General features: G+C 61.4%; 26 protein-coding genes. 12 read left to right on the top strand and 14 right to left on the bottom strand.

Translation table 11 applies throughout. The annotated features are described in order from the left end of the window. Position 1: 1 nt before the first annotated feature. The 5 genes from ribB to glyA are packed head-to-tail and all read right to left on the bottom strand — an operon-like array spanning position 2 to position 4,663. Positions 2 to 1,114 (bottom strand): 3,4-dihydroxy-2-butanone-4-phosphate synthase, encoded by a 1,113-nt coding sequence (gene ribB, locus V7Z56_RS07470; RefSeq protein WP_334128752.1) that lies wholly within the window; start codon positions 1,112 to 1,114, stop codon positions 2 to 4. Next, positions 1,111 to 1,707, bottom strand: coding sequence for a riboflavin synthase (locus tag V7Z56_RS07465; RefSeq protein ID WP_334128751.1), 597 nt, complete (start codon positions 1,705 to 1,707; stop codon positions 1,111 to 1,113). Before V7Z56_RS07465 ends, ribB begins: the two co-directional genes overlap by 4 nt. Before the next feature lie 5 nt (positions 1,708 to 1,712). Next, complete coding sequence (gene ribD / locus V7Z56_RS07460) at positions 1,713 to 2,828, bottom strand: bifunctional diaminohydroxyphosphoribosylaminopyrimidine deaminase/5-amino-6-(5-phosphoribosylamino)uracil reductase RibD (protein ID WP_334128750.1); 1,116 nt, start codon at positions 2,826 to 2,828, stop codon at positions 1,713 to 1,715. Between the two features lie 27 nt (positions 2,829 to 2,855). Then, on the bottom strand, positions 2,856 to 3,317 hold the full coding sequence (gene nrdR / locus V7Z56_RS07455; protein WP_334128749.1) for a transcriptional regulator NrdR: 462 nt from the start codon (positions 3,315 to 3,317) through the stop codon (positions 2,856 to 2,858). Positions 3,318 to 3,367: 50 nt separating this feature from the next. Next, positions 3,368 to 4,663: a serine hydroxymethyltransferase gene (gene glyA, locus V7Z56_RS07450; RefSeq protein WP_334128748.1), complete on the bottom strand. Its 1,296-nt coding sequence runs from the start codon at positions 4,661 to 4,663 to the stop codon at positions 3,368 to 3,370. 686 nt (positions 4,664 to 5,349) lie between these two features. On the opposite strand from glyA, the gene V7Z56_RS07445 reads away from it, so the two are divergent. Next, positions 5,350 to 5,793: a MucR family transcriptional regulator gene (locus V7Z56_RS07445; RefSeq protein WP_334128747.1), complete on the top strand. Its 444-nt coding sequence runs from the start codon at positions 5,350 to 5,352 to the stop codon at positions 5,791 to 5,793. A gap of 37 nt (positions 5,794 to 5,830) precedes the next feature. Here the strand turns inward: V7Z56_RS07445 and V7Z56_RS07440 are convergent, their stop codons facing one another. After that, on the bottom strand, positions 5,831 to 6,085 hold the full coding sequence (locus V7Z56_RS07440) for a DUF6898 family protein (RefSeq protein WP_334128746.1): 255 nt from the start codon (positions 6,083 to 6,085) through the stop codon (positions 5,831 to 5,833). Between the two features lie 156 nt (positions 6,086 to 6,241). On the opposite strand from V7Z56_RS07440, the gene V7Z56_RS07435 reads away from it, so the two are divergent. After that, entirely contained in the window at positions 6,242 to 7,423 is a 1,182-nt protein-coding gene (locus tag V7Z56_RS07435; RefSeq protein ID WP_443023773.1) for an acyl-CoA dehydrogenase, read from the top strand. 73 nt (positions 7,424 to 7,496) lie between these two features. After that, entirely contained in the window at positions 7,497 to 8,276 is a 780-nt protein-coding gene (locus tag V7Z56_RS07430; RefSeq protein WP_334128744.1) for an SDR family oxidoreductase, read from the top strand. A gap of 15 nt (positions 8,277 to 8,291) precedes the next feature. Here the strand turns inward: V7Z56_RS07430 and V7Z56_RS07425 are convergent, their stop codons facing one another. Next, on the bottom strand, positions 8,292 to 9,131 hold the full coding sequence (locus V7Z56_RS07425; RefSeq protein ID WP_334128743.1) for an alpha/beta hydrolase: 840 nt from the start codon (positions 9,129 to 9,131) through the stop codon (positions 8,292 to 8,294). Positions 9,132 to 9,276: 145 nt separating this feature from the next. On the opposite strand from V7Z56_RS07425, the gene V7Z56_RS07420 reads away from it, so the two are divergent. Both V7Z56_RS07420 and V7Z56_RS07415 read left to right on the top strand, forming a co-directional pair. Further along, the gene (locus V7Z56_RS07420; RefSeq protein WP_334128742.1) at positions 9,277 to 10,053 is read left to right on the top strand and encodes a crotonase/enoyl-CoA hydratase family protein; all 777 of its coding nucleotides are present in this window, start codon (positions 9,277 to 9,279) and stop codon (positions 10,051 to 10,053) included. 110 nt (positions 10,054 to 10,163) lie between these two features. Continuing rightward, positions 10,164 to 10,466: a DUF1330 domain-containing protein gene (locus V7Z56_RS07415; RefSeq protein WP_334128741.1), complete on the top strand. Its 303-nt coding sequence runs from the start codon at positions 10,164 to 10,166 to the stop codon at positions 10,464 to 10,466. A 37-nt stretch (positions 10,467 to 10,503) separates the two neighbouring features. Here the strand turns inward: V7Z56_RS07415 and V7Z56_RS07410 are convergent, their stop codons facing one another. Both V7Z56_RS07410 and V7Z56_RS07405 read right to left on the bottom strand, forming a co-directional pair. After that, positions 10,504 to 11,562 carry an enoyl-CoA hydratase/isomerase family protein gene (locus V7Z56_RS07410; protein ID WP_334128740.1) on the bottom strand — a complete coding sequence of 353 codons (1,059 nt, stop codon included), beginning with the start codon at positions 11,560 to 11,562 and terminating at the stop codon, positions 10,504 to 10,506. Between the two features lie 2 nt (positions 11,563 to 11,564). Beyond that, the gene (locus V7Z56_RS07405; protein ID WP_334128739.1) at positions 11,565 to 12,716 is read right to left on the bottom strand and encodes an acyl-CoA dehydrogenase family protein; all 1,152 of its coding nucleotides are present in this window, start codon (positions 12,714 to 12,716) and stop codon (positions 11,565 to 11,567) included. A gap of 175 nt (positions 12,717 to 12,891) precedes the next feature. On the opposite strand from V7Z56_RS07405, the gene hemB reads away from it, so the two are divergent. Beyond that, positions 12,892 to 13,893, top strand: coding sequence for a porphobilinogen synthase (gene hemB, locus V7Z56_RS07400; RefSeq protein WP_334128738.1), 1,002 nt, complete (start codon positions 12,892 to 12,894; stop codon positions 13,891 to 13,893). Positions 13,894 to 13,910: 17 nt separating this feature from the next. Here hemB and V7Z56_RS07395 read toward each other — a convergent pair whose 3' ends face one another. Then, positions 13,911 to 14,666, bottom strand: a complete 756-nt coding sequence (locus V7Z56_RS07395) for an SDR family oxidoreductase (RefSeq protein ID WP_334128737.1) — start codon at positions 14,664 to 14,666, stop codon at positions 13,911 to 13,913. Between the two features lie 147 nt (positions 14,667 to 14,813). Between V7Z56_RS07395 and V7Z56_RS07390 the strand changes: the two genes are divergently transcribed. Further along, positions 14,814 to 15,212: a CAP domain-containing protein gene (locus V7Z56_RS07390; protein WP_334128736.1), complete on the top strand. Its 399-nt coding sequence runs from the start codon at positions 14,814 to 14,816 to the stop codon at positions 15,210 to 15,212. Positions 15,213 to 15,224: 12 nt separating this feature from the next. On the opposite strand, the gene V7Z56_RS07385 is transcribed toward V7Z56_RS07390, so the two are convergent. Continuing rightward, positions 15,225 to 16,103, bottom strand: a complete 879-nt coding sequence (locus V7Z56_RS07385; protein WP_334128735.1) for an NAD(P)-dependent oxidoreductase — start codon at positions 16,101 to 16,103, stop codon at positions 15,225 to 15,227. Positions 16,104 to 16,193: 90 nt separating this feature from the next. Further along, on the bottom strand, positions 16,194 to 16,667 hold the full coding sequence (locus V7Z56_RS07380; RefSeq protein WP_334128734.1) for a flavin reductase family protein: 474 nt from the start codon (positions 16,665 to 16,667) through the stop codon (positions 16,194 to 16,196). A gap of 251 nt (positions 16,668 to 16,918) precedes the next feature. Here V7Z56_RS07380 and motA point away from each other — a divergent pair, with 251 nt between their 5' ends. Together motA and motB are read left to right on the top strand one after the other, a co-directional pair. Next, a complete protein-coding gene (gene motA, locus V7Z56_RS07375; protein WP_334128733.1) occupies positions 16,919 to 17,776 on the top strand; it encodes a flagellar motor stator protein MotA in 858 nt (285 codons plus the stop codon). Positions 17,777 to 17,808: 32 nt separating this feature from the next. Next, positions 17,809 to 18,702, top strand: coding sequence for a flagellar motor protein MotB (motB, locus tag V7Z56_RS07370; RefSeq protein WP_334128732.1), 894 nt, complete (start codon positions 17,809 to 17,811; stop codon positions 18,700 to 18,702). A 4-nt stretch (positions 18,703 to 18,706) separates the two neighbouring features. Here motB and V7Z56_RS07365 read toward each other — a convergent pair whose 3' ends face one another. Further along, positions 18,707 to 19,480 (bottom strand): SAM-dependent methyltransferase, encoded by a 774-nt coding sequence (locus V7Z56_RS07365; RefSeq protein WP_334128731.1) that lies wholly within the window; start codon positions 19,478 to 19,480, stop codon positions 18,707 to 18,709. 177 nt (positions 19,481 to 19,657) lie between these two features. Between V7Z56_RS07365 and V7Z56_RS07360 the strand changes: the two genes are divergently transcribed. Then, positions 19,658 to 20,167 (top strand): RDD family protein, encoded by a 510-nt coding sequence (locus V7Z56_RS07360; RefSeq protein ID WP_334128730.1) that lies wholly within the window; start codon positions 19,658 to 19,660, stop codon positions 20,165 to 20,167. A 4-nt stretch (positions 20,168 to 20,171) separates the two neighbouring features. Here the strand turns inward: V7Z56_RS07360 and V7Z56_RS07355 are convergent, their stop codons facing one another. Further along, entirely contained in the window at positions 20,172 to 21,431 is a 1,260-nt protein-coding gene (locus V7Z56_RS07355) for an NAD(P)/FAD-dependent oxidoreductase (protein ID WP_334128729.1), read from the bottom strand. A 147-nt stretch (positions 21,432 to 21,578) separates the two neighbouring features. Here V7Z56_RS07355 and V7Z56_RS07350 point away from each other — a divergent pair, with 147 nt between their 5' ends. Both V7Z56_RS07350 and V7Z56_RS07345 read left to right on the top strand, forming a co-directional pair. Further along, entirely contained in the window at positions 21,579 to 23,435 is a 1,857-nt protein-coding gene (locus V7Z56_RS07350) for an SLC13 family permease (RefSeq protein ID WP_334128728.1), read from the top strand. 86 nt (positions 23,436 to 23,521) lie between these two features. Continuing rightward, on the top strand, positions 23,522 to 24,241 hold the full coding sequence (locus tag V7Z56_RS07345) for an arginyltransferase (protein ID WP_334128727.1): 720 nt from the start codon (positions 23,522 to 23,524) through the stop codon (positions 24,239 to 24,241). The last annotated feature ends 60 nt before the right edge of the window (positions 24,242 to 24,301 follow it).

Raw genomic sequence — 24,301 nt, 5'->3', positions numbered from 1 at the left:
ATCAACCCTTATTGCTGATAGCGCGCGTTTCCGTAATGGTCAGGCCATAGCCCTCGAGCCCCACCACGGTGCGCTTGTTATTGGAAAGCAGGATCATGTTGCGGATCCCGAGGTTGAGCAAGATCTGCGCGCCGATCCCGTAGTCGCGCAGTTCCTGCTGTTCTTTGGCCGGCTTGCCGAGCTTGCGCCGGACCCGGTCCGAGAGCGCCATCGGGCGCGGCTCGCGGATCAGCACGACAACGCCCCGCCCCGCCGCATCAATCTGCCGCATGGCATCATGCAGCGTATCGGGATTCTCGTCGATTTCGCCGAGAACATCGCCGAGCAGGTTGAGCGCATGCATGCGCACCAGCACCGCGTCATCGCCCGCGACATCGCCCTTCACCAGCGCGACATGCTCGGCATATTCGGGCTTGTTGGAATAGACGATCATCTTCCAGTCGTTGCCGTATTTGCTGCTGATGTCAGCTTCGATCTCGCGGCTGATCAGGCTGTCATAGCGGCGGCGATAGGCGATCAGATCGGCGATGGTGCCGACTTTTAGGCCGTGGAACTGCGCAAATTTCACAAGATCGGGCAGCCGCGCCATGGTGCCATCGTCATTCATGATCTCGCAGATCACCCCGGCCGGGTTGAGACCGGCAAGGCGCGAGATATCGACGGCTGCTTCCGTATGACCGGCGCGGCGGAGGACGCCGCCCTCGCGCGCAACCAGCGGAAACACATGGCCCGGCGAGACGATATCGGCCGCGCCCTTCGTCGGATCGATGGCGACCGCGATGGTATGGGCGCGGTCGGCCGCGGAAATGCCGGTGGTGACGCCTTCGCGCGCCTCGATCGAGACGGTGAAGTTGGTCGTCAGGCGCGAGGCGTTATCCTGCGCCATCAGCGGCAGGGCGAGCGTGTTGACGCGCGCCTCCGTCATTGAGAGGCAGATCAGGCCGCGGCCGTATTTGGCCATGAAGTTGATCGCATCGGGCGTTGCAAACTGTGCGGGGATTACCAGATCCCCCTCGTTTTCGCGATCTTCCGCATCGACGAGGATGAACATCTTGCCGTTGCGGGCGTCCTCGATGATTTCCTCTGCCGAGGCAAGGTATTCCTTATAGCTCATTTCTTATTATTAACCTCAGCCATGCGCGCGACATATCGCGCGAGTACATCTATTTCCAAGTTTATCCGCCGACCGACGGTGAAGCCGCCAAAGGTCGTATGGGATTGCGTGTGCGGGATGATATTGACCGTAAAGTGATCATCCGTCGCTTCATTCACTGTGAGCGAGACGCCGTCGAGCGCAACCGAGCCCTTCGGCGCAACGAACGGCGCGAAGGCGGGCGGAAGCGAGAGGATCAGCTTCGTGGACTCACCGACCCGATGCGACATCAGCAGGCTGATCACGGTGTCCACATGGCCCGTCACCATATGCCCGCCAAGCTCATCGCCAACCTTCAGCGCCCGCTCCAGATTGACCTTGGTGCCGACGATCCAGTCGCCAAGATTGGTGCAGCCGAGCGTCTCGTCCGATGCCTCGACCGCGAACCACCCCTCGCCCTTCTCGATCACCGTAAGACACGGCCCCGAACAGGCGATGGAAGCGCCGATATCGACGGTATCCAGATCATAGGCTGTCGCTATCTCGATGCGGGTGTCGCCCGCCTTTTCGATGGCGCGCACCTCTCCGACATCGGTGATAATACCTGTAAACATTGCTCTCAATTCCGCAAGAGATAACTTTCCAATATGTCCCGGCCAAGCCGGCGTTCGCTGACCAGGCGCAAATCCGGCGCATCCTCGATCCGCTCAAGCCCGATGGACTGGAGCGCCGGGATGCCGTCGCCGCCAATGATCTTGCCTGCGCGAAACCATTCCAGCCGGTCCGCCAGCCCTTCTTTTATCAAGCTTGCCAGAAGATGGGAACCACCCTCGGCAAGTATTCGCGTGATCCCCTTTTCCGCGAGCGCTGTGAGCGCCGGCGCCATTTCGGGAAGCCCGGACGCATCCGCCGGCACCTCGACAATCTCAACGCCGAGATCAACGAAGGCTTTCAGCCGGTCGCGATCGTTATCCGGGACCGTAATGATCCAGAGCGGCGTCTTCGCCGCGCTCGCAACCAGCTTCGAGGTGAGCGGCAGACGCAGGCGCGAATCCGCGACGATGCGGATGGGCGAGCGGTCCTCGAGCCCGTCAATCCGGCAGGTGAGCTCGGGGTTATCGACCAGAACGGTGTTGACGCCGACCATGATCGCATCATTCTCGGCCCGCATCAGATGACCGTAGCGCCGTGCCTGCTCCCCGGTGATCCATTTGGAAGAGCCGCTCGCCGTCGCAACGCAGCCATCAAGGCTCGTCGCCATTTTCAGCGTCACCAGCGGCCGGCCGAGCCGCCGCGTCATGATGAATCCGGAATTGAGCTCGGCGGCCATTTCGGCGCAGACCCCTTCCGTCACCGCGATCCCGCCATCCTTCAGCATCGCGATCCCGAGACCGTTGACCCGCTCGTCCGGATCACGGATCGCTACAACGGCGCGCGCAATCCCGGCCTCAACCAGCGCCGCGGCGCAAGGACCCGTCGCGCCCTGATGGGCGCACGGCTCAAGGGTCACATAAGCGGTCGCGCCCCGCGCCGCCTCGCCTGCCCTCCGAAGCGCCTCCGTCTCGGCATGCGGGCGGCCGCCGGCCTGTGTCCAGCCGCGCCCGACAACCTTGCCGTCTTTCACGATGACGCAGCCGACGGCCGGATTCGGCGCGACACGCCCAAGCCCGCGCGCGGCGAGATTGAGCGCGCTCTGCATATGGCGTTCATCGTTGAGAGTGTCAGCGGCTGTCATTGCTCTCGCGCTTTCGGAAGGATCGGCTCAGCTTGAGCTATTGCTTGAGAGTTCGCCAATAAACTCTTCAAAATCCTTGGCTTCGCGGAAATCCTTATATACCGATGCGAAGCGCACATAGGAAACGCTATCGAGCGCCGCCAACCCCTCCATCACCAGTTCGCCAATGCGCTCGGACGGGACTTCCTGATCGCCGCTGCTTTCCAGCTGGCGGACAATGCCGTTGATCATGCGGTCGATGCGATCCGGATCGACAGGGCGTTTGCGGGTCGCGATGCTGATGGAGCGCTCCAGCTTCTCGCGCTCAAACGGGGTACGCTGGCCGTCCTTTTTGACGACGGTCAACTCGCGAAGCTGGACCCGCTCGAAGGTGGTAAAACGGGCTCCGCAGGTGGCGCAGGCGCGCCGCCGGCGGATCGCCGTATTATCTTCCGTCGGACGGCTATCCTTCACTTGCGTTTCTTCACTGCTGCAAAATGGACAACGCATTCCGATTGCTCCTTGCTATTCTGCCAACCCCGTTGTCGGTCCGGCAGATCCTAAAGGCCCGGATAGATGGGGAACGCCTTGCAGAGCGCCGTCACCTCTTCGCGGACCCGTGCCTCGACAACGCCGTTATCCTCGGGATTTGCGGCCAGTCCGTCAAGCACTTCGGCGATCAGGTCGCCGACTTTCCTGAATTCGGCGACGCCAAAGCCCCGCGTCGTCCCGGCCGGCGTCCCGAGACGCACGCCGGAGGTCACCGTCGGTTTCTCCGGATCGAACGGGATGCCGTTCTTGTTGCAGGTCATATGGGCATTTTCGAGCGCCCGCTCGGCGACATTTCCGGTCAGCTTCTTGGGGCGCAGATCGACCAGCATGAGATGCGTGTCGGTGCCGCCCGAGACGATATCGAAGCCATGCCCGACCAGCGTTTCCGCCAGCACCTTCGCATTTTCAACGACCGCTGCCGAGTAGGCCTTGAAGGCCGGGGTCAGCGCTTCTCCGAACGCCGCCGCCTTGCCCGCGATGACATGCATCAGCGGGCCGCCCTGCATGCCGGGGAAAATCGCCGAGTTGACCTTCTTGGCGATGGCCTCGTCATTGGTCAGGATCATGCCGCCGCGGGGCCCGCGCAGCGTCTTGTGCGTGGTGGTGGTGACGATATGCGCATGCGGGAACGGGCTCGGATGCACGCCGGCGGCGACAAGGCCGGCGAAATGCGCCATATCGACCATCAGATAGGCATCAACCTCATCGGCAATGGCGCGGAAGGTCGCGAAATCGAGGTGGCGCGGATAGGCGGAGCCGCCGGCGATGATGATTTTCGGGCGATGTTCATGGGCGAGCGCGCGGACATTGTCAAAGTCGACAAGGTGCGTTTCCCGGTCGACATTATAATGGACGGCATTGAACCATTTGCCGGACTGGTTCGGCGGCGCGCCGTGGGTGAGATGTCCGCCGGCGGCCAGCGACAGGCCGAGGATGGTGTCACCCGGCTTGATCAGCGCCATGAAGGCGCCCTGGTTGGCCTGCGAGCCGGAGTTGGGCTGCACGTTGGCGAAGCCGCAGCCGAACAGTTCTTTGGCGCGGGAAATCGCCAGCTCCTCGACGATATCGACAAACTCGCAACCGCCATAGTAGCGGCGTCCGGGGTAGCCTTCGGCATATTTGTTGGTGAGAACCGAGCCTTGCGCGGCCATCACCGCGGGGCTGACGATATTTTCCGACGCGATCAGCTCAATCTGGTCGCGCTGACGGCCGAGTTCCAGCCGGATCGCCTTGAAGATTTCGGGATCGTTCCGTTCCAGATCCGCCGTGAAGAAATTTGCAACGTCAGCACTCTGCTTCGACATCTATCGCACTCCTTTATAGGCCGCCCCGCGTCTCATGCGCGGTCAGCATCACCATCCAATCCGCCCTGGCACGGACTGTCGGCACCTTTGGATAACGTTCACGACAGGCCGTCCTTTTCCAGCAAGCGAAATCCGCGCCGGATGGATAGCACAGGATGTTGCGAGTGCCTAGGAAAACCCGGCCCGCAGACGGTTTTTTCTCCGCCTGCCCTTCTGGGCCACGAAAACCGCGCTATTCGCCCATGAGAAGAGCCGAGAAAAACATGTTTACTTGTAAAAATCGCAAGAAAAAACGAGAGGAGCGGTTGAATTGCCGGACGTATGATCTTAAATCATCATCCGCTCCTGAAAAAACAGTGATATACAGCTGCTATTTCGCCACAATATCCGCAATTGCACGACAAAATAGCGCCATAATTCGTGATTAATACTAGGCCCAAGGTGGAACCGGCAACGGCTATGTCCAGTTATTGCGGTCCTGATTAACACACAAGAAATTAACCGTATTAATTTGCTCCCGGAAACTAATCGCCGGAGCAAACTAAACAGCGATTAAGTATATGGAATGTAGTTGTTAACAAATTTTTTAGTACACCGGCAGTCAATGTATTGACATTTGGATACCGATTGTTTCATGTATTCCCGCCGGGAGGCGCTAAACAACTCAATAGCGAACGAAATAAAAAATGACCCAGAACTACTTTAAGGAGGGGAGTCCCTCCACCCTGACGGAACGTGAGGAATTGCTGCGCATGACTGCAGATATCACCGCAGCTTATGTGAGCAACAACCATATCGAAAATTCGGAGATCACAGACGTTATCAAGGCGGTGTACAATTCCCTTGCCTCGCTTGATACGGAAGCGGAGCCTGATCAGCCGGCGGAGCCGAAACCGGCGGTGCCGATCAAGCGGTCCGTTCATGATGACTATCTGATCTGCCTGGAGGATGGTAAACAGCTCAAAATGCTGAAGCGCTATCTGCGCTCCAATTACGACATGACGCCGGAGGAATACCGGGCGAAGTGGAACCTGCCACCGGATTATCCGATGGTCGCACCGGCATATGCCAAACGCCGTTCGGAATTTGCCAAGGAATTCGGCCTCGGCCGCAAAAGAAAAACCGCCTGAAGCGGCGATATTTCTGTTCGTGGAAACTGATCCCCGGCTAGACAACAATGCCGGGCTTTTTTTTCTCAAAGTCAGCGGATGCATCGGACGCGCCCGATTCCTCTTTTCGGCGCCGCTGGACATAGGCGAGCTTTGCAATCGCCGCCCGCTCCAGCGCCTCGCGACCGGCGCTGCTTGGGCCGACGAGGGAGACTTCCGCAAGCGTCGCGGGATCGAACACCGACACCTTGACAGTCGCGCCATGCGCCTGAAATTCGATGATATACCCTTCGTCTTTACGGTCCGCCGTCATGCTCCTGCCCCTATCGCCGCGCCCGGCCAGAGCCTATCACATATTCGTAAAGGCGGCCATGAAGCATATTGAAGTCGGCACGCAAAGCGGTTAAACAGTGCCAAATGAATTCCCTCTCCTGCGAGAGGCAGACCCCCAAAATCCGGAGAACACATGATGAGCAGACCTGCTTTCAATCCCGTTGACCCTTTTTTGCTGGACGATCAGTTAACAGAGGAAGAACGGCTGGTCAGTGAAACCGCCCGCGAATACTGCCAGGACAAGCTGATGTCCCGGGTTCTGGAGGCGCACCGCCATGAAACCTTCGACCGCGAGGTTTTCACCGAAATGGGCGCCCTCGGCCTGCTCGGCACGACCATTCAGGGCTATGGCTGCGCCGGTCTCGGCTATGTCTCCTACGGCCTCGTCGCGCGCGAGGTGGAGCGCGTCGACAGCGGCTATCGCTCGATGATGAGCGTGCAGTCGAGCCTCGTCATGCATCCGATCTACACCTATGGCACGGAAGCGCAGCGCGAGAAGTATCTCCCGAAGCTGGCGAGCGGCGAATGGATCGGCTGCTTCGGGCTGACCGAACCCGATCACGGCTCCGATCCCGGCAGCATGGTCACGCGCGCGCGCTCTGCCCCCGGCGGCTACCGCGTCAGCGGCGCCAAGATGTGGATCACCAACTCCCCCGTCGCCGATGTCTTCGTCGTCTGGGCGAAAACCGATGACGGCGAAATCCGCGGCTTCATCCTCGAAAAAGGCATGGAAGGGCTGTCGGCGCCGAAGATTGAAGGCAAATTCTCACTCCGCGCCTCCATCACCGGCGAGATTGTGATGGATGACGTGTTCGTTCCGGAAGAAAATCTCCTGCCCAACGTCCGTGGCCTCAGCGGCCCGTTCGGCTGCCTCAACAGCGCCCGTTTCGGCATTGCCTGGGGCGCGCTTGGCGCTGCTGAATTCTGCTGGCAGGCCGCGCTCAACTACACGCTGGAGCGCAAACAGTTCGGCCGCCCTCTCGCCGCCAACCAGCTCATCCAGAAGAAGCTCGCCGACATGCAGACGGAAATCTCCATCGGCCTGCAGGCCTGCCTGCGCGTCGGGCGGCTCCGCGATGAAGGCCGCGCCGCGCCCGAGATGATCTCGCTGATCAAGCGCAACTCCTGCGGCAAGGCGCTCGACATCGCCCGCATGGCCCGCGATATGCACGGCGGCAACGGCATCTCCGACGAGTTCCATGTCATCCGCCATGTTCTCAACCTTGAAGCCGTCAACACCTACGAAGGCACGCATGACGTTCATGCGCTGATCCTCGGCCGCGCGCAGACGGGCATTCAGGCCTTTACGGGAGCGTAAAGAGAGGCCACAATCCCCCGCAGTTCAATTTATTAAGCGCTTGGCAAAAGCGCCAAAACTGCGGGAGAAACCGATGAATATTGCGGGCAGGAATATCGTTATCACGGGCGGGGCGAGCGGCATCGGAAAGGCGCTCGCCCAGCGTTTTCATAAGGAAGGCGCGAAGTCCATTACCGTCGCCGACCTGCAGGAAGGCCCGCTCGCCGAGGTCGCAAAATCCGTTGGCGGCCTCGCCGTTCCCTGCAACGTGGCAAAAGAAGCCGACATCCAGAATCTCGTCGCCAAGGCGGAAGAGGCTTATGGCCCCATCGATATCTTCTGCTCCAACGCCGGGATCGCCCGCTATGGCTTTGAGGAAACGCCGGACGACATCTGGCAGCTCAACTGGGACATCCATGTCATGGCGCATGTCTATGCGGCGCGCGCGCTTGTCGACAAGATGATCGCCAATGGCGGCGGCTATCTCCTCAACACCGCGTCGGCCGCCGGGCTGCTGAGCCAGGTCGACAGCGCCACCTATTCGACAACCAAGCATGCCGCCATCGCCTTTGCCGAGACGCTCTCCATCCGCTATGGCGACAAGGGCATCCGGGTTTCAGTCCTCTGCCCGCAGTCGGTGCGAACCGCCATGACCGAAAGCAATCTCGGCGGCGTCGCCTCGGTCGATGGGGTGCTGGAGCCCGAACAGCTCGCCCATTGCGTCGTCGATGGCATTCATAAGGAGGAATTCCTCATCCTGCCGCACCCGCAGGTCGCCGAATATATCCGCCGCAAGGCCAATGATTATGATCGCTGGCTGAAGGGGATGCGCAAACTGCGCGACGCCTATCTCCGCGAGGAACTGCGCGGCTGACGCGCAGCGCGCCCGTCAGCGGCTGCTCGCCTCGCGCGCCCCATCTGCCGCCGGGTTCTTGCGCGTGAAGAAGGTGACGATCGGCGTCATGTCGTCGAACTTCGCAAGATCGTTGTGGCCGCCGCCCGGGATCTTGATGAAGGCCGTCCCGCGCGGCGCGAGGGTCGCGAGCTTCTCCCCCTGCTCGAACGGCGCCACCTTGTCCTCCGTCCCGTGGATAATCAGGATCGGCGCCGTCACATCGGCAATCCGCTGATCGGAACGAAACGGATAGCGCATCATGAAACTGAATGGCGCAATCCCGACGCGATAACGCGTCACCTCGATCAGCGAGAGGAAGGGCGATTCCAGCACCACGGCGAAGGGAGTGCGCGCTGCCGCCACGGGCACCGCGACCGCCGCGCCGATCGACTGGCCAAGGATGCCGATCGGCTCAGATCCTTGCGCGGCGAGATAGTCAAAGGCGGCAAGGCCGTCGGTAATCACGCCCTCTTCGCTCGGGCTGCCGCTGCTGCCGCCATAGCCGCGATATTCCGCAAGCAGTACCCCGAAGCCCGCTTCCGCCAGCGCCTTGCCGCGCGGCAACTGGTCGGCGGCAATCTCGGCGCTGCCGTGAAAGACGAGAATGCTCGCGGCTTGCGCGCCCGGAGGATGATAGAGCGCCTTCAGCTGCTCCCCGTCCGGCGTCTCGATCAAAACGGGCGCGAAGCCGTCAACCACCTCCGTCGGGCCGAGCCGATCAGGCGCTGGAAAGACGATGGCGCGTTCGATAAAATAGATGCCGACCACGGGAATGACCACAAGGATCATCAGCGCGGCAAAAAAGCCAATATAGAGTTTACGGCGAAGGGTCATCGTTGATTTATAGACGAGAAACGCGCGCGAGAATAGAGGTTAGAGACAACTTCCATAGAATGCAGTTCCGCAGATATTGGCAACAGGGCAACAATGCCCTACTCTCCTTCCCGTTCCGTCAAAAAATAATAACAAAGGGGGAGAGATGAAAAGCTACGCAGATGGATTTGTGAAAGCCGAGAAGAACGGCCCCGTCACCATCGTCACAATCGACCGCCCGGCGCAGCGCAATGCCTGCACCGTCGAAATGGTCAAGGCGCTTCACGATGCCTTTCACGAATTCGAAGCCGACGAGACGTCGCGCATCGCCATCCTGACCGGCAGCGGCGGCTATTTCTGCGCCGGTGCCGATCTTGAGGAAATCTCGAATGGCAGCGCCATCGGGTTCAGCTGGGCCGGCAAGGATAAGGGCGCGACCCGCCGCCGCCTCGACAAGCCGGTTATTGCAGCGGTTGAAGGCCATGCTGTCGCCGCCGGCCTCGCGCTCGCCGTCTGGTGCGATATGCGCGTCGTGAGCGAGAGCGCCGTTTTCGGCGTCTTCTGCCGCCGCTTTGGCGGTCCCATGCCGAACGGCGCGACCGTGCGCCTGCCCCGCATTGTCGGCGAGAGCCGCGCGCTCGATATGCTGATGACCGGCCGCCCGGTCAATGCCGAGGAAGCCTACCGCATCGGCCTTGCCGACCGCATCGCCCCGAAGGGCGAGGCGCTCAGCGCCGCGCTTGAGCTGGCCAACCAGCTCGCCGCCTTTCCGCAATCGGCGCTGCTCTGCGATCGCTACTCGGCGATCCACCAGTGGGACTACCCCGAAGAGGAGGCCATCGACCGCGAGATCGAAGGCGCGAAGTTCGCATTTAGAGACGCCTTCCAGTCCGGCGCCGGAACCTTCGTCAAAGGCACCGGGAGGCACGGCGAGTTTTCCTAAGCCACTGCTGACACGTCCGCATCTCCGCCCTTCGGGGCGGAGCGGGCGATTATTGCCACGGGAGGCGTTTCCCGTTATTGTTGTTGCCTTCATTCAGCGGAGGAGCTGCCATGCCTGCCTATCTCATCGCCCAGATCAATGTCACGGATCCCAAGCAGTATGAAAATTACAAAGCCATTGCGCCCGCCGCGGTTCGCAAGTTTGGCGGCCGCTATCTGACGCGCGGCGGGGCGATGGAGACGATCGAGGGGGCGAAGGAAACCCGGCGCGTGGTATTGCTCGAGTTTCCCGACATGGCAACCGTCCGCGCCTTCTACGACAGCCCCGAATATGCCGAAGCCCGCGCCGCCCGCGCGCCTGCGGCGGAGGCCCAGTTCATCCTGCTCGAAGGGCTCGACAAGCCGCTCTGGTAGGGCAGGCGGCCATGCGAGGGGCGCGGCCGCAACACGCTCAGTAAAGCTCTTTCTCAAGCGGCGCGAAATAGGCGTCAATCGCCGCGTCACTCACCTCTTCCAGCGTCGCCGGGTTCCAGGCTGGTGTCTGGTCCTTGTCGATGACCGTCGCGCGCGTGCCCTCGTAGAAGTCCGTGCCCTTTACGACGCGGCTCACCATGCGGAACTCCATGCGCATGCAGTCATCAAACTCGAGCTTCAGGCCGCGACGCAGTTGCTGATGGGTGAGTTTCAGGCTGGTCGGCGACTTGGTTTTCAGCGTCGACGCGGTGAGGAACGAGAAGTCATCTCCGGCGGATTCGAGGCTTGCGACAATCTCCTCCACCGACCCTTTCGCGAAGTGGCGATCGATCAGCGTGCGCTCGATGGCGATCGGCGCGCTTGGCGCCGCGCGTGAGAATTCCTTGAGGATGGCATCGATTTCCGCCGCGACGTCGCCTTCAAAATGGCGTGTCGTCAGGCTATCGGTCAATGCCGGCAGCCGGTCCGCTTCCACAAAGACCTGCGCTATGCCAGCATAGACCGAATCGCCTGCCTTCAGCCGCGCACCGGTGAGCCCGAGATACATTCCGAGCTGACCTTCCAGCCGTGGCAGAAAATATGACCCGCCAACATCGGGAAAGAGACCGATGCCCGTCTCCGGCATCGCGAACAGCGTCCGCTCGGTGGCGACGCGATGGCTGCCATGCACGGAGACGCCGACGCCGCCGCCCATGACGATCCCGTCAATCAGGGCGATATAGGGCTTGGGAAAATGCCGGATGGTGGTGTTGAGATAATATTCATCGCGATAGAAATTGAGCGGATAATCACTGCCCGCGCGGCCCTCGTTATAGAGCTTGACGATATCGCCGCCGGCGCAGAAGGCCCGCTCGCCCGTGCCCTGCACGAGGACAGCCTGAACGCCCGGATCAACCGCCCACTCCTTGAGTTTCTCGTTGAAGGCGACGCACATCTCATGGGTCAGCGCGTTCAGGGCCTTTGGCCGGTTCAGCGTAACAACGCCGATCTCGCCCCGCACCTCGAACAGAATTTCATCTTGAACTTCCACACTCATCCTTACCCTCTCCCCTGGCCTTCCGCCAGCTTGCGCGCCACGACAACGCGCATGATTTCGTTGGTTCCTTCCAGAATCTGGTGCACGCGGGTGTCGCGCACAAAGCGTTCCAGCGGGAAATCCCGCAAATAACCGTAACCGCCATGGAGCTGCAACGCCTCGTTACAGACATTGAAGCCCGCATCAGTGGCGAAGCGTTTCGCCATCGCGCAATAAAGCGTCGCCTCGGGATCCTTCGCATCGAGCTTGGCCGCCGCCTGGCGGATCATCAGCCGCGCTGCCTCAAGCTCCGTCGCCATGTCGGCGAGGCGGAACTGCAGTGCCTGAAACGTCCCGATCGGTTTGCCGAACTGCTTGCGATCGGCAACATAATCTTGCGCAAGCTGCAGCGCGGCGCGCGCAGCGCCGAGCGAGCAGGCGCCGATATTGAGCCGTCCGCCATCAAGCCCCATCATGGCGATCTTGAAGCCGTCGCCTTCCGCGCCGATGAGATTTTCCACCGGCACGCGGCAGTCATCGAAGAGAACCTGCGCCGTCGGCTGGGAGTTCCAGCCCATCTTGCGCTCCTGCGCGCCGAAGGAGAGACCGGGCGCATCCTTCGGGATGGCGATGCAGCTGATGCCGCCCGCGCCCTCCGCGCCGGTCCTGACCATGGTGACGTAGACATCCGACCGGCCGCCACCCGAGATGAAGGCCTTGCCGCCGTTGATGATATAATGATCGCCGTCCCGCACCGCCTTGGTGGTGAGTGCCGCCGCGTCCGAGCCGGCGCCGGGTTCCGTCAGGCAGTAGCTCGCGAAATGCTCCATCGTTGTGAGTTTGGGCAGAAATTCCGCCCGCACCGTATCGGAGCCGAAGCGATCGATCATCCAGCTCGCCATATTGTGGATCGAGATGAAAGCGGCCGTCGAGGTGCAGCCGGCGGCGAGTTCCTCGAAGATAATCGCCGCATCAAGGCGCGAAAGCGCCGCGCCGCCATGCTCCTCCCCGACATAGATGCCGGCGAAGCCAAGCGCCGCGGCCTGCCGCAGTGCCTCGACAGGGAATATCTTTTCCTCGTCCCATTTCTCGGCATTGGGGGCGAAAACCTCAGCGGCGAATGTACGCGCCATATCGCGAAATGCCCGCTGATCTTCGGTCAGATTGAAATCCATGAATTTCCCCTGAAACGTTTTATCTTATCTGTTATAGCATGTTGATACGTTCTTGCCGATGGGCTGTCAACGATGACCAAACACCCGTTTGGTATAAAAATTTGCGGCTCGGCTGGCATAGGGATAGTATGCCGCATCATTTGATCTGGAACAGGAAAAAGCAGGAAAACCGCCAATGACAAGCCTCACGCCCAAATTCCCCCGCACCCGGATGCGTCGGGTACGCCGGACCGACTGGTCCCGTCGTCTGGTGGCGGAGAATCTGCTGACGCCGGACGATCTGATCTGGCCGGTTTTTGTGCATGAGGGCCGGGATCATGCGCTCCCCATTGCCTCCATGCCGGGGGTTTCGCGCCTCAGTACCGACCTCCTCGTGAAAGCGGCGCGCGAGGCGTTCGATCTCGGCATTCCGGTGATCGCGCTCTTTCCGGCGGTGGAGCCGCATCTGAAAACCGCAAACGGGCGCGAGGCCCTCAATCCCGACAACATCGTCTGCAAGGCGATCCGGGCAATCAAGGACGCGGTGCCCGGCATGGGGATTCTGTGCGACGTCGCACTCGACCCCTTCACCAGCCACGGGCACGACGGGCTGCTGGAAGAGGGCTATGTCGTCAATGACGCGACGCTCGAGGTGCTGGTCGGCCAGACGCTCAACCAGGTCAATGCGGGGTGCGACATCATCGCCCCCTCCGACATGATGGACGGGCGTATCGGCGCCATCCGCGATGCGCTGGAGCGCGAGGGGCATGTGAATACACAGATCATGTCCTACGCCGCGAAATATGCCTCCGGCTTCTACGGCCCATTCCGCGATGCCGTCGGCTCCGCCAGCAATCTCGGGCAGGGCGACAAGCGCACCTATCAGATGAATCCCGCAAATGGCAATGAGGCGCTCCGGGAAGTCGCGCTCGATCTCGCCGAAGGCGCCGACATGGTGATGGTGAAGCCCGGCATGCCCTATCTCGATATCTGCCGGCGGGTGAAGGATGAGTTCGGCGTGCCGACCTTCGCCTATCAGGTTTCGGGCGAATACGCGATGCTGGCCGCGGCCGCCGAAAACGGCTGGCTCGATCGCGAGCGCGTGGTGATGGAAAGCCTGCTCGGCTTCAAACGCGCAGGCTGCGACGGCGTGCTCACCTATTTTGCGATCGAGGCGGCGAAGAAACTTGGCGGCTGAGGAACAGCCGGGCGTCGCTAGCGCCCGCCCGCGACATCAATCAGCGCGCCGGTGACATAGCTCGCCTGCGGCGAGAGCAGCCAGAGAACCACATCGGCCACCTCCTCCGCCTCGCCCGCGCGGCGGATCGGTACCACCTTCTCGACCCGCTCGATGCGATCGGGCTGGCCGCCGCTCGCATGAATCTCCGTGCGGATCAGGCCAGGGCGCACGCAATTGACGCGCACCCCCTCTGCCGCGACTTCCACGGCAAGCCCCTTCGTCATCGTATCAACCGCCGCTTTCGAGGCCGCGTAATCGACATATTCCGAGGGGCTCGCGAGCCGCGCCGCGACAGACGAGATATTGATGATCGCCCCGCCATTCCCGCCGTGGCGGGTTGAGAGACGCCGCACCGCTTCACGGGCGCAGAGGAAGGGGCCGGTGATGTTGGTCGAAAACATGCGCTCCAGCCGCGCCCGGTCCATCTCATCAAGCCGCGCCGCGGCATCGACGATGCCGGCGTTATTGACAAGCGCGCCGAGCGGCGGCATCGCGCCGTCAACCACGGCGAAAAGATGCAGGATATCCTCTTCGCGGCTGACATCGGCCTGCACGGCAAGGGCGAGTCCACCGGCCGCCTCGATTTTTCGCACCACCTCGTCCGCGGCCCCCGCATTCGTTGCATAGTTGACGCAGACCGCATAGCCCTCAGCGGCGGCCTTGAGCGCGATGGCGCGGCCAATGCCCCGGCTCGCTCCGGTGATGATGATGCTTTTTTCTGGCGACGGCATGGGCGGCTCCCTTCCCTTTGCTTCTCCCTCCGCTTATCCGTCAAGGATGGCAGCATTACGGCGCACGATCAAGCAGGCTGGCTCGCCGTCACAACGGTGGCTTGCCGCCCGTCCTCTCTCAAGCGTCCCTTATGCTAAGGAGATACCATGGAAGAGGAAGTGATCCGCCTTCTCAACGCGGCCCGGGCGGAGGCTGGCCTCGCCCCGCTTGATCCCGACGAGCGGCTGATGCAGGCGGCCGTATCCCATGCCGCCTATATGGCGGAGACGGGGCGGCTCTCCCACATCGGGCGGGAGGGGAGCCGCTTCGATGAGCGGATCCGGATCGCCGGCTACTCACCGACCACCGCAGCGGAGAATGTCGCGGCCGGCGCCACCGATCCGTCAGATGCAGTCCAGCTCTGGATGGAGAGCCCGCCGCACCGTGCCAATATCCTGAATCCGGTCTTTCGCCATGTCGGGATCGGCATCGCGGAGGCCGCCGGCGGGACACGCTACTGGTCGCTCTCCCTCGCCGCGCCGGTCACCGGCGCCGAGCCTTCCTGAGCCGATCGCGGCCTATTTCGTGAGCTTGCGCAGGCGCTCGATCAGGCTTGAGGTATCCCAGCGGTTGCCGCCCATATTCTGGATATCGCTGTAATACTGGTCTACCAGCGCGGTATTGGGCAGGCTGGCGCCGATCTGATCGCCGGTTTCAAGGCAGATGCCGAGATCTTTTCGCATCCAGTCAACGGCGAAGCCGTGGTTGAACTCGCCCTTGATCATGGTCTTGTAGCGGTTTTCCATCTGCCAGCTCTGCGCCGCGCCTTTCGAGATCACCTCGATCACCTTCTCCGCATCGAGCCCCGCTTTTTCCGCGAAATGGATGCCTTCGGAGAGGCCCTGGACGACGCCCGCGATGCAGATCTGATTGACCATTTTCGTGAGCTGCCCCGCACCCACATCGCCCATCCGCATGCAACTTCGCGAATAGCAGTCAATCGGCGTCGCTGCACGCGCAAAATCAGCCTCCGACCCGCCGCACATCACGGTGAGGACGCCGTTTTCCGCCCCTGCCTGACCGCCCGAGACCGGCGCATCGACGAAACCAAAGCCCTTCTCTTTCGCGATCGCTCCAAGCTCGCGCGCAACCTCTGACGATGCCGTGGTATGATCGATGAAAAGCGCGCCCTTCTTCATGCCGGCAAAAGCGCCGTCCGGCCCCAGGACGACGCTGCGCAGGTCATCGTCATTGCCGACGCAGGCCATTACGAAATCGGCCCCCTCTGCGGCCTTCGCGGGCGTTGCCCCAAAGGCGCCGCCATACTGGGCGACCCACTTTTCAGCCTTCGCCGCCGTACGGTTGTAAACGGTTACCTCATAGCCGGCTTTCTGCAGGAAGCCCGCCATCGGATAACCCATCACGCCAAGCCCGATAAATGCTGCCTTTTCCGCCATTTTCCCACCTCCTTGGAATTCATTTCATCCGTTATAGACCTGCGCCGCGCGCAAAGGAAGGCCATTGCATGGGGCCGCGCACCGGCGGGTCTAAAGCGTGTGATACTGTCCTTTATGGAACAGCAGGGCGCTGTCGCGCTCGCTCATATGTACATGCGTGACGCGGCAGATAAACACCGTATGATCGCCCGCATCATGCGCGGCGTGGGTGCTGCATTCAAAGACGGCGAGGCTTTCGGGAAAGATCGGGCTGCCGTTCTCGCCCAGAACATAGTCGATATTTTCGAAGCGGTTTTCGCGCGGCGTCGAGAAGCGCTCGGAAAGCGGACGCTGCTCCGGCGTCAGGATATTTACGGCAAACTGCCCGCTTGAGAGAAACTCCTGGCAATGCCCGCCGACAAGCGCGAGGCTGAACAGGATCAGCGGCGGGTCGAGCGAGACGGAGCTGAAAGAATTGACCGTAACGCCAAGCGGTTCGCCCACCCTGTTGTGCGAGGTAACGACCGTCACCCCCGTCGCAAAACACCCCATAGCGTTTCTGAAATCTCTGGCGTCAAAGCTCATTTGTACCGATACCTGCACCCCGGACGCGCGCGTTACTTTTGCGGCAAATGTGATCGGCGGGCACTTTCCCATAATTGCCCCGCAAAATCATCCTTTTTCTTGAACGCGCCGGGGAAGCCCCCTTCAAGTCCTTCATGTAGCGAGGAGATTCTTTAAAATGTGGCTAAAATTACACACGGTTTATTAACCATTTCCGCGGCACAATCGGCGCTCGAATTCCTGTCGATCGTATTGGGGACCGCTGAAAAAGAATGTTTTGGATTATTGGCATCGTCGTAACATTCGGCTCCGTTGCCGGTGGATACGCCCCGCACGGCAGCTTTTCCGTCCTGTTTCAGCCGCTTGAGTTTCTGATCATCCTCGGCGCCGCGATCGGCGCCTATCTGCAGGCCAATCCGAAATGGGTGATCTTCGGTTTCCTCAAATCGACCGGCAAGCTGATCAAGAGCACACCCTACAGCAAGGAGAGCTATACCGAGCTGCTGACGCTGATGTACGCGATTTTCCGCCTCTCCAAGACCAAGGGGCTGATCGCCCTCGAGCAGCATATCGAGAACCCGCATGAGAGCGAGCTCTTTCAGCATTTCCCGAGCTTTATCAAGAACCATCACGCCGTCGCCTTCATGTGCGACTATCTCCGGCTGATGACCATGGGGACCGAAAATCCGCATGAGCTTGAAGCCCTGATGGATCAGGATATCGAAACCCATCATAACGAGGGGCACGCCATCTCCTCCTCCATCATTGCGCTTGGCGAGGCGCTGCCGGCCTTTGGTATCGTCGCCGCAGTTCTTGGCGTCATCGTCACCATGGGATCGATCGCCGAGCCGCCGGAGATTCTCGGCGGGCTGATCGCCGCCGCACTGGTCGGCACCTTTCTCGGCATTTTTGTCGCCTATGGCATTGTCTCGCCGATGGGACGCAGCCTTGAGCATTACAGCGACGCCGACAGCAAATATTTCGAATGCATGAAGCAGGGCCTGCTCGCTCATCTGCAGGGTTATGCGCCGGCGATCTCCGTCGAGTTTGCCCGCAAGACCCTCTATAACCACGAGCGCCCGACCTTCCTTGAGGTCGAGGAAGCCTGCAGTGCGGCGCCGTCCGTGTAAACATGTGTGCCGCGCGTTAAGAGACTGATCCCATGGCCAATGATATCGCCCCGATAATCGTCAAGAAGGTCAAGAAAGGCCGCCATGGCCATCACGGCGGCGCGTGGAAGGTTGCCTACGCCGACTTTGTGACCGCGATGATGGCGTTTTTCCTGTTGCTCTGGCTGCTCAACGTAACAACGACAGAGCAGAAGGAGGGGCTTGCCGAATATTTCGCGCCGACCGCCGCGAGCCTCAGCCAGTCCGGCGCTGGCGGCAACCTCGGCGGGCGCAGCCTGCAGACGGAAGGGGCGCAAATCTCCAACCTCGGCGTCCCGTCCGTCGTCTCCAGCATCAAGCCGCCCGAAAGCGGCCGTAAAGACGAGAGCGAGGCGGAGGCGAAGGTGCGCGAGATGGAAGAGGCCGAGCTGCTCGCCCGGCTCCGCCAGATCGAGGAGATGAGCTTCGAGCAGGCGCGCGAGACGATCCGCCAGGCGATCAACACCGACCCCGAGCTTTCCGGCCTTCGCGATCATATCATGATCGACATGACGCCGGAGGGATTGCGCATCCAGATTATCGATCAGTTCAACGAGAGCATGTTCGAGAGCGGCAGCGCCACCATCACGCCGCGCATCCGGGCGCTGCTCAAGATGATTGCCGGCTCCATCGCGGATCTGCCGAACCGCCTCTCCGTCAGCGGGCATACCGATAGCGCGAATTTCAGCGGCGATGGATATACCAACTGGGAACTCTCCTCGGACCGCGCCAATGCGAGCCGCCGGGCGCTCCTCGATTCGGGACTTGATCCCGCGCGGATCGAGCGCGTCGTCGGCCTTGCCGATACCAATCCGCTGATCCGCGACGATCCCTCCAACCCCGGCAACCGCCGCATCAGCATCGTGCTGCTCCGTGAAACGCCGGTATTGCCGCCCAATCTGAAATAACACCTTACATCCGCCAGATCAGCAACTCTGTCTCGCGCCGGTCATCTACCTCCACCACGTCATCGGGCGGGGTACCCGGCACCGTGAAACTGTTGCTGATCAGCAGGCTGCCGGGTTTCATTTCGGCGCGCGCCTTCTCGAAAAGGCGCGGCATCGGCGCCGGCGAGAGGAAGCAGTAAACAACGTCATAATCGCCGAGGTCGGCATTGAAAATATCGCGGTAACGGATCTCAAGATTATCACACCCCGAAAGCCTGGCGAGCACCCAGGCAGCCGCAAAGGGCAGCGGCGCGGTCTCAAGCCCGGTAACCCGCGCATCGGGCCGCCATTTTGCAATATGGCGGAGCAACCCGCCAAACCCGCAGCCGAGATCAACGACATGCACCGGCGCGGCAGGCAGCAGCTGCTCAATCGCCTGATATGTCTGCCGGTTGGTCAGGAAGAGCGGCACACGATGGCGCGCCACATTCCAGAAGAGCAGCACCAGCAACAGCAGGATAACCGGAAAAACCCAGTCGGGGACATTGAGCCGGTTGCCGAGGAACAGGAGCGGCGGCGCCACAAGCTGGCCGATGATCCAGGGCCGCGAAAAGCCGAAGGCAGCCGTCACGATGGCCGCAATCACCCCTTGCGCGATCGCGAGCCCATAGACGGGGAGCGAGAGGGCGGTAAACTTCGCGGTCGCCAGCGTAAAGATTGCAATACAAACGAAGACGCCAAGCTGGATGGCGAGCGCGATAAAGACGGGGGATCGCGCCTCCCCGCGCGGGCCGCTCATGCGCCCTCCCCTTCAAAACGGCTGACGGATGGCGGCGCGCGGCGGATCGACATGGGTGTTTCCCAAAATTTTGCCGCCCTTCATCCGATTGACGGCATATTATTGCATTGAGGCGACACAATTACCATTTATGACCCCTAGGCGATAGCAATTGTTGATGAAAGGATGCGATCCTATATGAACAACTCCAACGGCCCCCTTGTGGAACTCTCCTCCCTCGACGGCGCGGGCAAGGCCGGACGTGTCGCCCATGACACGTTCAATCCCGATGATTTCGAGGCGATCCGGCTGCGGCGCATCCTTGCCTATGCGATCGATGTCGTCTGCATCGCGCTGATCACCTTCGTTGTCGCCGTCGTTGGAACGCTGCTCGGCGTGATGACTTTCGGCCTGCTCTCGCCGCTCTTTGTGCTGATCATCGCGCTGACCCCGCTCAGCTATCACACGCTGCTCGTCGGCGGCCCGGCGAGCGCGACGCTCGGCATGCGCTTTATGAACATCCGCATGGAACGGATGACGGGCGAGAAGCCGGACTATGTTGTCGCCTTCATCCATGCGGTGATCTTCTATCTCTCGATCGGCGTCACCTCGTCGCTGATCCTGCTGGTCTCGCTCTTCAATCCGCGCGGGCGGCTGTTGCAGGATTACCTGCTCGACACTGTCGTGCGGCGCATTCCCCTGAAATAACGCTTCAGAGTGCGTCGCGAAGCTCGTAATAGAGCCGGGCGAGCGAGAGCAGCGGGCGGCGCAGCATCGTGCCGCCCGGAAACGCCTTGTGCGGGATGCGGGCAAAGACGTCAAAGCGCGCCGCCTGCCCGCTGATCGCCTCCGCCAGCAGGCGGCCGACAATGGCAGAGAGCGGTACGCCCTGCCCCGAATATCCCTGCGCGTAGTAGATATTGGCGCCGATCCGCCCGACGTCGGGTAACAGGTTGCGCGTGATCGCGACCTTGCCGCCCCAGACATAATCGACCGCCACATCGGCAAGGCCCGGGAAGGTCGCCACCATATTGGCGCGAAGCGCCTCGCGCGGGGCGCGGTGGCCGATCACCTTGTCCCGCCCGCCGTAAAGCAGCCGCGTATCGGCGGAGAGCCGGAAGTAATCGAGATTGTAGTTCATATCGGAGACGCAGGCATCGGTGTTCATGATCGCCCGCGCCCGCATCTGCCCAAGCGGTTCGGTCGCGATGATATAAGCATCGACGGGGATGAATTTCGCGGCGAGCTTTGCTTGCAGATTGCCGAGATAGGCGTTGCCGGCGAGAATGACAAAATCGGCCGTGACGCGGCCCTCCGCCGTTTCGGCGACGGGTCTCGTCCCTTCGCGGAGGTTCAGCACCTCGGAATGCTCAAAAATCTCGACCCCCGCCGCCTTCGCCGCACGGCCAAGCCCGAGAAGATAGTTGAGCGGGTGGAGATGCCCGCCCGCCTCATCATAGAGCGCGCCGCAAAAGCGATCGGAGACGACCTGCGCGCGGAAATCCTCCGTGTCCCACCAGCGATACTGCGTATAGCCGAAGGCGCGCTCGCAATACTCCTGCTCCCTGTGCAGCCAGTCACGGTGGCGCGGCTTGATGGCGGCGTAAAATTCGCCAGGCTGCAGGTCGCAGTCGATGTCATGACGGCGGATAACCGCGCGGAGCATCGCCGACGCCTCGACGGAGAGATCCCAGAGCTGCTTCGCCGCCGCCGCGCCGACGATATCGGCCGTCTCGCACATGCCGGGGCTGTAACCTGTGGCGATCTGCCCGCCGTTCCGGCCCGAGGCGCCAAAGCCTATGCGGCGCGCCTCCAGCAGCGTCACGGTGAAGCCCGCCAGGCGAAGTTCAAGCGCGGCGATAAGCCCCGTATAGCCCCCACCGACAATGCAGACATCCGCCTGCCGCACCCCGGCAAGGCGTGGGAAATCCTCCCGAAGATGGGCCGAAGCATCGTAATAGGAGCCTTGCATCCTGTTTTTCTTCAATCGTTTATAGAGTAAAATCAGATCGGCGTTTGCATATTGCGCGGCGTTTGCGCATGATAAAAAAATCAGTATATTGCCGCTCGCACCGCTTTTACTCCGCCGCGTTAAAACAGCAAGGGTTTTTTGCCGCTCATGGAAATCGCCGGATCACTTTTCCATATATGGGCGGTCTTTGCGCTGATCATCGTCGCGATTGTGTTGTTCGCGAACGAGCGGATCGATCTCGAGATTTCCTCGCTCGTCATCCTCTCGGTGCTGCTTCTGCTGTTCTACCTGTTCCCGCTCGAGGATGCTGCGGGTGAGAATCTGCTGCCCGTCTCGAAACTCCTCGCGGGCTTTGCCGACCCTGCGCTGATAACCGTCATCGCGCTTCTTGTGGTGGGTCAGGGCGTGGTGCGCACCGGCGCGCTTGAACAGCCGATCCGCATTCTCGTAACGCTGCGCCGGCATCATCCGATGCTCGCGATTATCGTCGTCCTCACCACGGTGATGGTCGTAAGCGCTTTCATGAACAACACGCCGGTCGTGGTCATCTTCATTCCGCTGATGGCGGCCCTTGCCGAGCGCCTGCGCCGCTCCCCGGCCAGCCTGATGATGCCGCTCAGCTTCGTCTCGATCCTCGGCGGCATGACGACGCTGATCGGCTCCTCCACCAACCTTCTGGTGATGGGCGCGGCAGTGCAGGCGGGCCAGCGCCCGCTGACCTTTTTTGAATTTACGGTGCCGGGCGCCATCCTCGCGGTCTCGGGGCTTCTCTACGCGGTCTTTATCGTGCCCCGACTGCTCGCCGATCGCTCCGGCGCGAAGGGGACGACGGCGGACGATTCGGGGAAGCAGTTCATTGTCCAACTCGGCATTTCGCCGGAAAGCCCGCTGGTCGGAGAGGCCGCCGTCGCCGGTCAATTCCCGAGCCTTCGCAACATCACCATCCGCTTTATCCAGCGCGGAGAAAAGATCCTGCTGCCGCCGTTCGATGATGTTACGCTCCGCCCGTCCGACGAGGTGGTGTTTGCCGGCACGCGAAAATCGATCACCCAGGCCGTCATCGACAACCCGCAGATTCTCCAGGGCTTTCTCGAGGTCGAAGGCGCCGAGACGGAAGACGGCACCGAGTTCGCCACGACGAAAGATCAGATGCTGGCTGAGGCCGTCGTCGCCCCCGCCTCGCGCATGATCGGCCGGGCCCTGCATCAGATCAATTTCCACTACCGCACCAAATGCATCGTCGTCGGCATCCAGCGCCGCTCGCGCATGATCCGCACCAGCCGCATGGCCGATATCCGGCTTGAGGCGGGCGACGTGCTGCTGCTGCTCGGCAAGCGGTCCGACATGGTGCGGCTCCGCAGCAACCCCGATGTCCTGCTGCTCGAATGGTCAGCGCGTGAGCTGCCGGCAACCTCACTCGCCCGGCGTGCCCGCATTATTTTTGGCGTGGTCGTTGTGCTCGCGGCGCTCGATATCGTGCCGATCGTCATCGCCTCCATCATCGGCGCGGTGGCGATGGTGCTGACGGGCTGTCTCAACGTCTTTCAGGCCGGCCGCGCCATCGATCAGAAGATCATCTATCTGATCGGCGCCTCGCTCGGCCTTGGCGCCGCGCTGCAGGCGACCGGCGGCGCGATCTATCTCGCCGACGCTATCCTGAGCGTCATGCAGGGCGCCCCGCCCGTTGTCATCTTGTCGGCCTTTTTCCTGCTGGTTGCGATCATGACCAATATCCTCAGCAACAATGCGACGGCCGTCCTGTTCACGCCGATCGGGATCGGCATTGCCCATCAGCTCGGCGTCGATCCGATGGTGTTCATCTACGCCGTGGTGTTCGCCGCAAGCTGCTCCTTCGCGACGCCGATCGGATATCAGACGAACCTGCTGGTTATGGGTCCGGGGCATTACACATTTATGGATTTCGTCAAGGCGGGCTCGCCGCTCGTCATTCTGTTGTGGCTGGTCTTCACTTTTATGGCGCCGATGTATTTCGCTCTTGGCTAGCAGAAAATAATTCTCCTGCCCCCTATTTGCGCCGGACGGGTTTCGCGTTACCTTTAGAGGAGGTGAACCGAATTGGGACTGGCACAGTGAAACGAGTGGAAATTCCCTCACGCTTCTTTTTTTCGACGCCGCCCGCGCCCTGCCCTTATCTTGAAAACAAGCTGGAGCGCAAGGTGGTGACGCTTCTCGCCGGGGAAGATCCGGACGGGCTGCACAATACGCTGAGCCTCGCCGGCTTCCGGCGCAGCCAGGATCTCGCCTATCGTCCGGCCTGCGACGGGTGCAGCGCCTGCATCCCGATCCGGGTGCGAACCCAGGATTTCCGGCTCGGCAAGTCGTTCCGCCGCGTTCTCAAGGCCAATGCCGATGTCAGTGGGATGACTGTCGCCTCCCGCGCGCTTGGCGAGCATTACGAGCTTTTTCATCGCTACCTGCTGTCGCGCCACGCCAATGGCGGCATGGTCGATATGGATTTCGGCGATTACCGCGCGATGGTCGAGGAAAGCCCGGTGCAGTCCAGCCTGAGCGAATTTCGCAAAGCCGACGGATCGCTCTATGCCGTCGGCCTGATCGATACGATGGAGGACGGCCTCTCCCTCGTCTACAGCTTCTTCGATCCCGAGGAGGAACGCCGCAGCCCCGGCAGTTTCCTGATTCTCTGGCATATTCTGGAAGCGAGACGGCGCGGCCTGCCATATGTCTATCTCGGCTACTGGATCCGCGAGAGCCGCAAGATGTCCTACAAGCAGCGCTATGCGCCTGCCGAGGTACTGACCCGGAACGGCTGGGAAACGCTGCAAAGCTGACGCGCCCGCGGCATCCGCGCCAGCCGCCGCCCTCATTGCCGCGCCGCATTGCGAAACGGC

Source organism: Sneathiella sp., from assembly GCF_036844445.1.
GTDB lineage: Bacteria > Pseudomonadota > Alphaproteobacteria > Sneathiellales > Sneathiellaceae > Sneathiella.
The sequence above is the reverse complement of the archived record's forward strand: the minus strand, read 5'-3'. Positions and strand labels throughout refer to the sequence as shown.

Bases quoted from the DNA above. Each gene is read 5' to 3' on its own strand.
- V7Z56_RS07445 (WP_334128747.1), top strand. From the start codon at position 5,350: ATGACCCAGAACTACTTTAAGGAGGGGAGTCCCTCCACCCTGACGGAA.
- V7Z56_RS07415 (WP_334128741.1), top strand. From the start codon at position 10,164: ATGCCTGCCTATCTCATCGCCCAGATCAATGTCACGGATCCCAAGCAG.
- hemB (WP_334128738.1), top strand. From the start codon at position 12,892: ATGACAAGCCTCACGCCCAAATTCCCCCGCACCCGGATGCGTCGGGTA.
- motB (WP_334128732.1), top strand. From the start codon at position 17,809: ATGGCCAATGATATCGCCCCGATAATCGTCAAGAAGGTCAAGAAAGGC.
- V7Z56_RS07355 (WP_334128729.1), bottom strand. From the start codon at position 21,431: ATGCAAGGCTCCTATTACGATGCTTCGGCCCATCTTCGGGAGGATTTC.
- V7Z56_RS07380 (WP_334128734.1), bottom strand. From the start codon at position 16,667: ATGAGCTTTGACGCCAGAGATTTCAGAAACGCTATGGGGTGTTTTGCG.
- V7Z56_RS07440 (WP_334128746.1), bottom strand. From the start codon at position 6,085: ATGACGGCGGACCGTAAAGACGAAGGGTATATCATCGAATTTCAGGCG.
- V7Z56_RS07365 (WP_334128731.1), bottom strand. From the start codon at position 19,480: ATGAGCGGCCCGCGCGGGGAGGCGCGATCCCCCGTCTTTATCGCGCTC.
- V7Z56_RS07465 (WP_334128751.1), bottom strand. From the start codon at position 1,707: ATGTTTACAGGTATTATCACCGATGTCGGAGAGGTGCGCGCCATCGAA.
- V7Z56_RS07395 (WP_334128737.1), bottom strand. From the start codon at position 14,666: ATGCCGTCGCCAGAAAAAAGCATCATCATCACCGGAGCGAGCCGGGGC.
- V7Z56_RS07425 (WP_334128743.1), bottom strand. From the start codon at position 9,131: ATGACCCTTCGCCGTAAACTCTATATTGGCTTTTTTGCCGCGCTGATG.
- ribD (WP_334128750.1), bottom strand. From the start codon at position 2,828: ATGACAGCCGCTGACACTCTCAACGATGAACGCCATATGCAGAGCGCG.
- glyA (WP_334128748.1), bottom strand. From the start codon at position 4,663: ATGTCGAAGCAGAGTGCTGACGTTGCAAATTTCTTCACGGCGGATCTG.
- V7Z56_RS07390 (WP_334128736.1), top strand. From the start codon at position 14,814: ATGGAAGAGGAAGTGATCCGCCTTCTCAACGCGGCCCGGGCGGAGGCT.
- nrdR (WP_334128749.1), bottom strand. From the start codon at position 3,317: ATGCGTTGTCCATTTTGCAGCAGTGAAGAAACGCAAGTGAAGGATAGC.
- V7Z56_RS07350 (WP_334128728.1), top strand. From the start codon at position 21,579: ATGGAAATCGCCGGATCACTTTTCCATATATGGGCGGTCTTTGCGCTG.
- ribB (WP_334128752.1), bottom strand. From the start codon at position 1,114: ATGAGCTATAAGGAATACCTTGCCTCGGCAGAGGAAATCATCGAGGAC.
- V7Z56_RS07385 (WP_334128735.1), bottom strand. From the start codon at position 16,103: ATGGCGGAAAAGGCAGCATTTATCGGGCTTGGCGTGATGGGTTATCCG.
- V7Z56_RS07435 (WP_443023773.1), top strand. From the start codon at position 6,242: ATGAGCAGACCTGCTTTCAATCCCGTTGACCCTTTTTTGCTGGACGAT.
- V7Z56_RS07360 (WP_334128730.1), top strand. From the start codon at position 19,658: ATGAACAACTCCAACGGCCCCCTTGTGGAACTCTCCTCCCTCGACGGC.
- V7Z56_RS07420 (WP_334128742.1), top strand. From the start codon at position 9,277: ATGAAAAGCTACGCAGATGGATTTGTGAAAGCCGAGAAGAACGGCCCC.
- motA (WP_334128733.1), top strand. From the start codon at position 16,919: ATGTTTTGGATTATTGGCATCGTCGTAACATTCGGCTCCGTTGCCGGT.
- V7Z56_RS07405 (WP_334128739.1), bottom strand. From the start codon at position 12,716: ATGGATTTCAATCTGACCGAAGATCAGCGGGCATTTCGCGATATGGCG.
- V7Z56_RS07410 (WP_334128740.1), bottom strand. From the start codon at position 11,562: ATGAGTGTGGAAGTTCAAGATGAAATTCTGTTCGAGGTGCGGGGCGAG.
- V7Z56_RS07430 (WP_334128744.1), top strand. From the start codon at position 7,497: ATGAATATTGCGGGCAGGAATATCGTTATCACGGGCGGGGCGAGCGGC.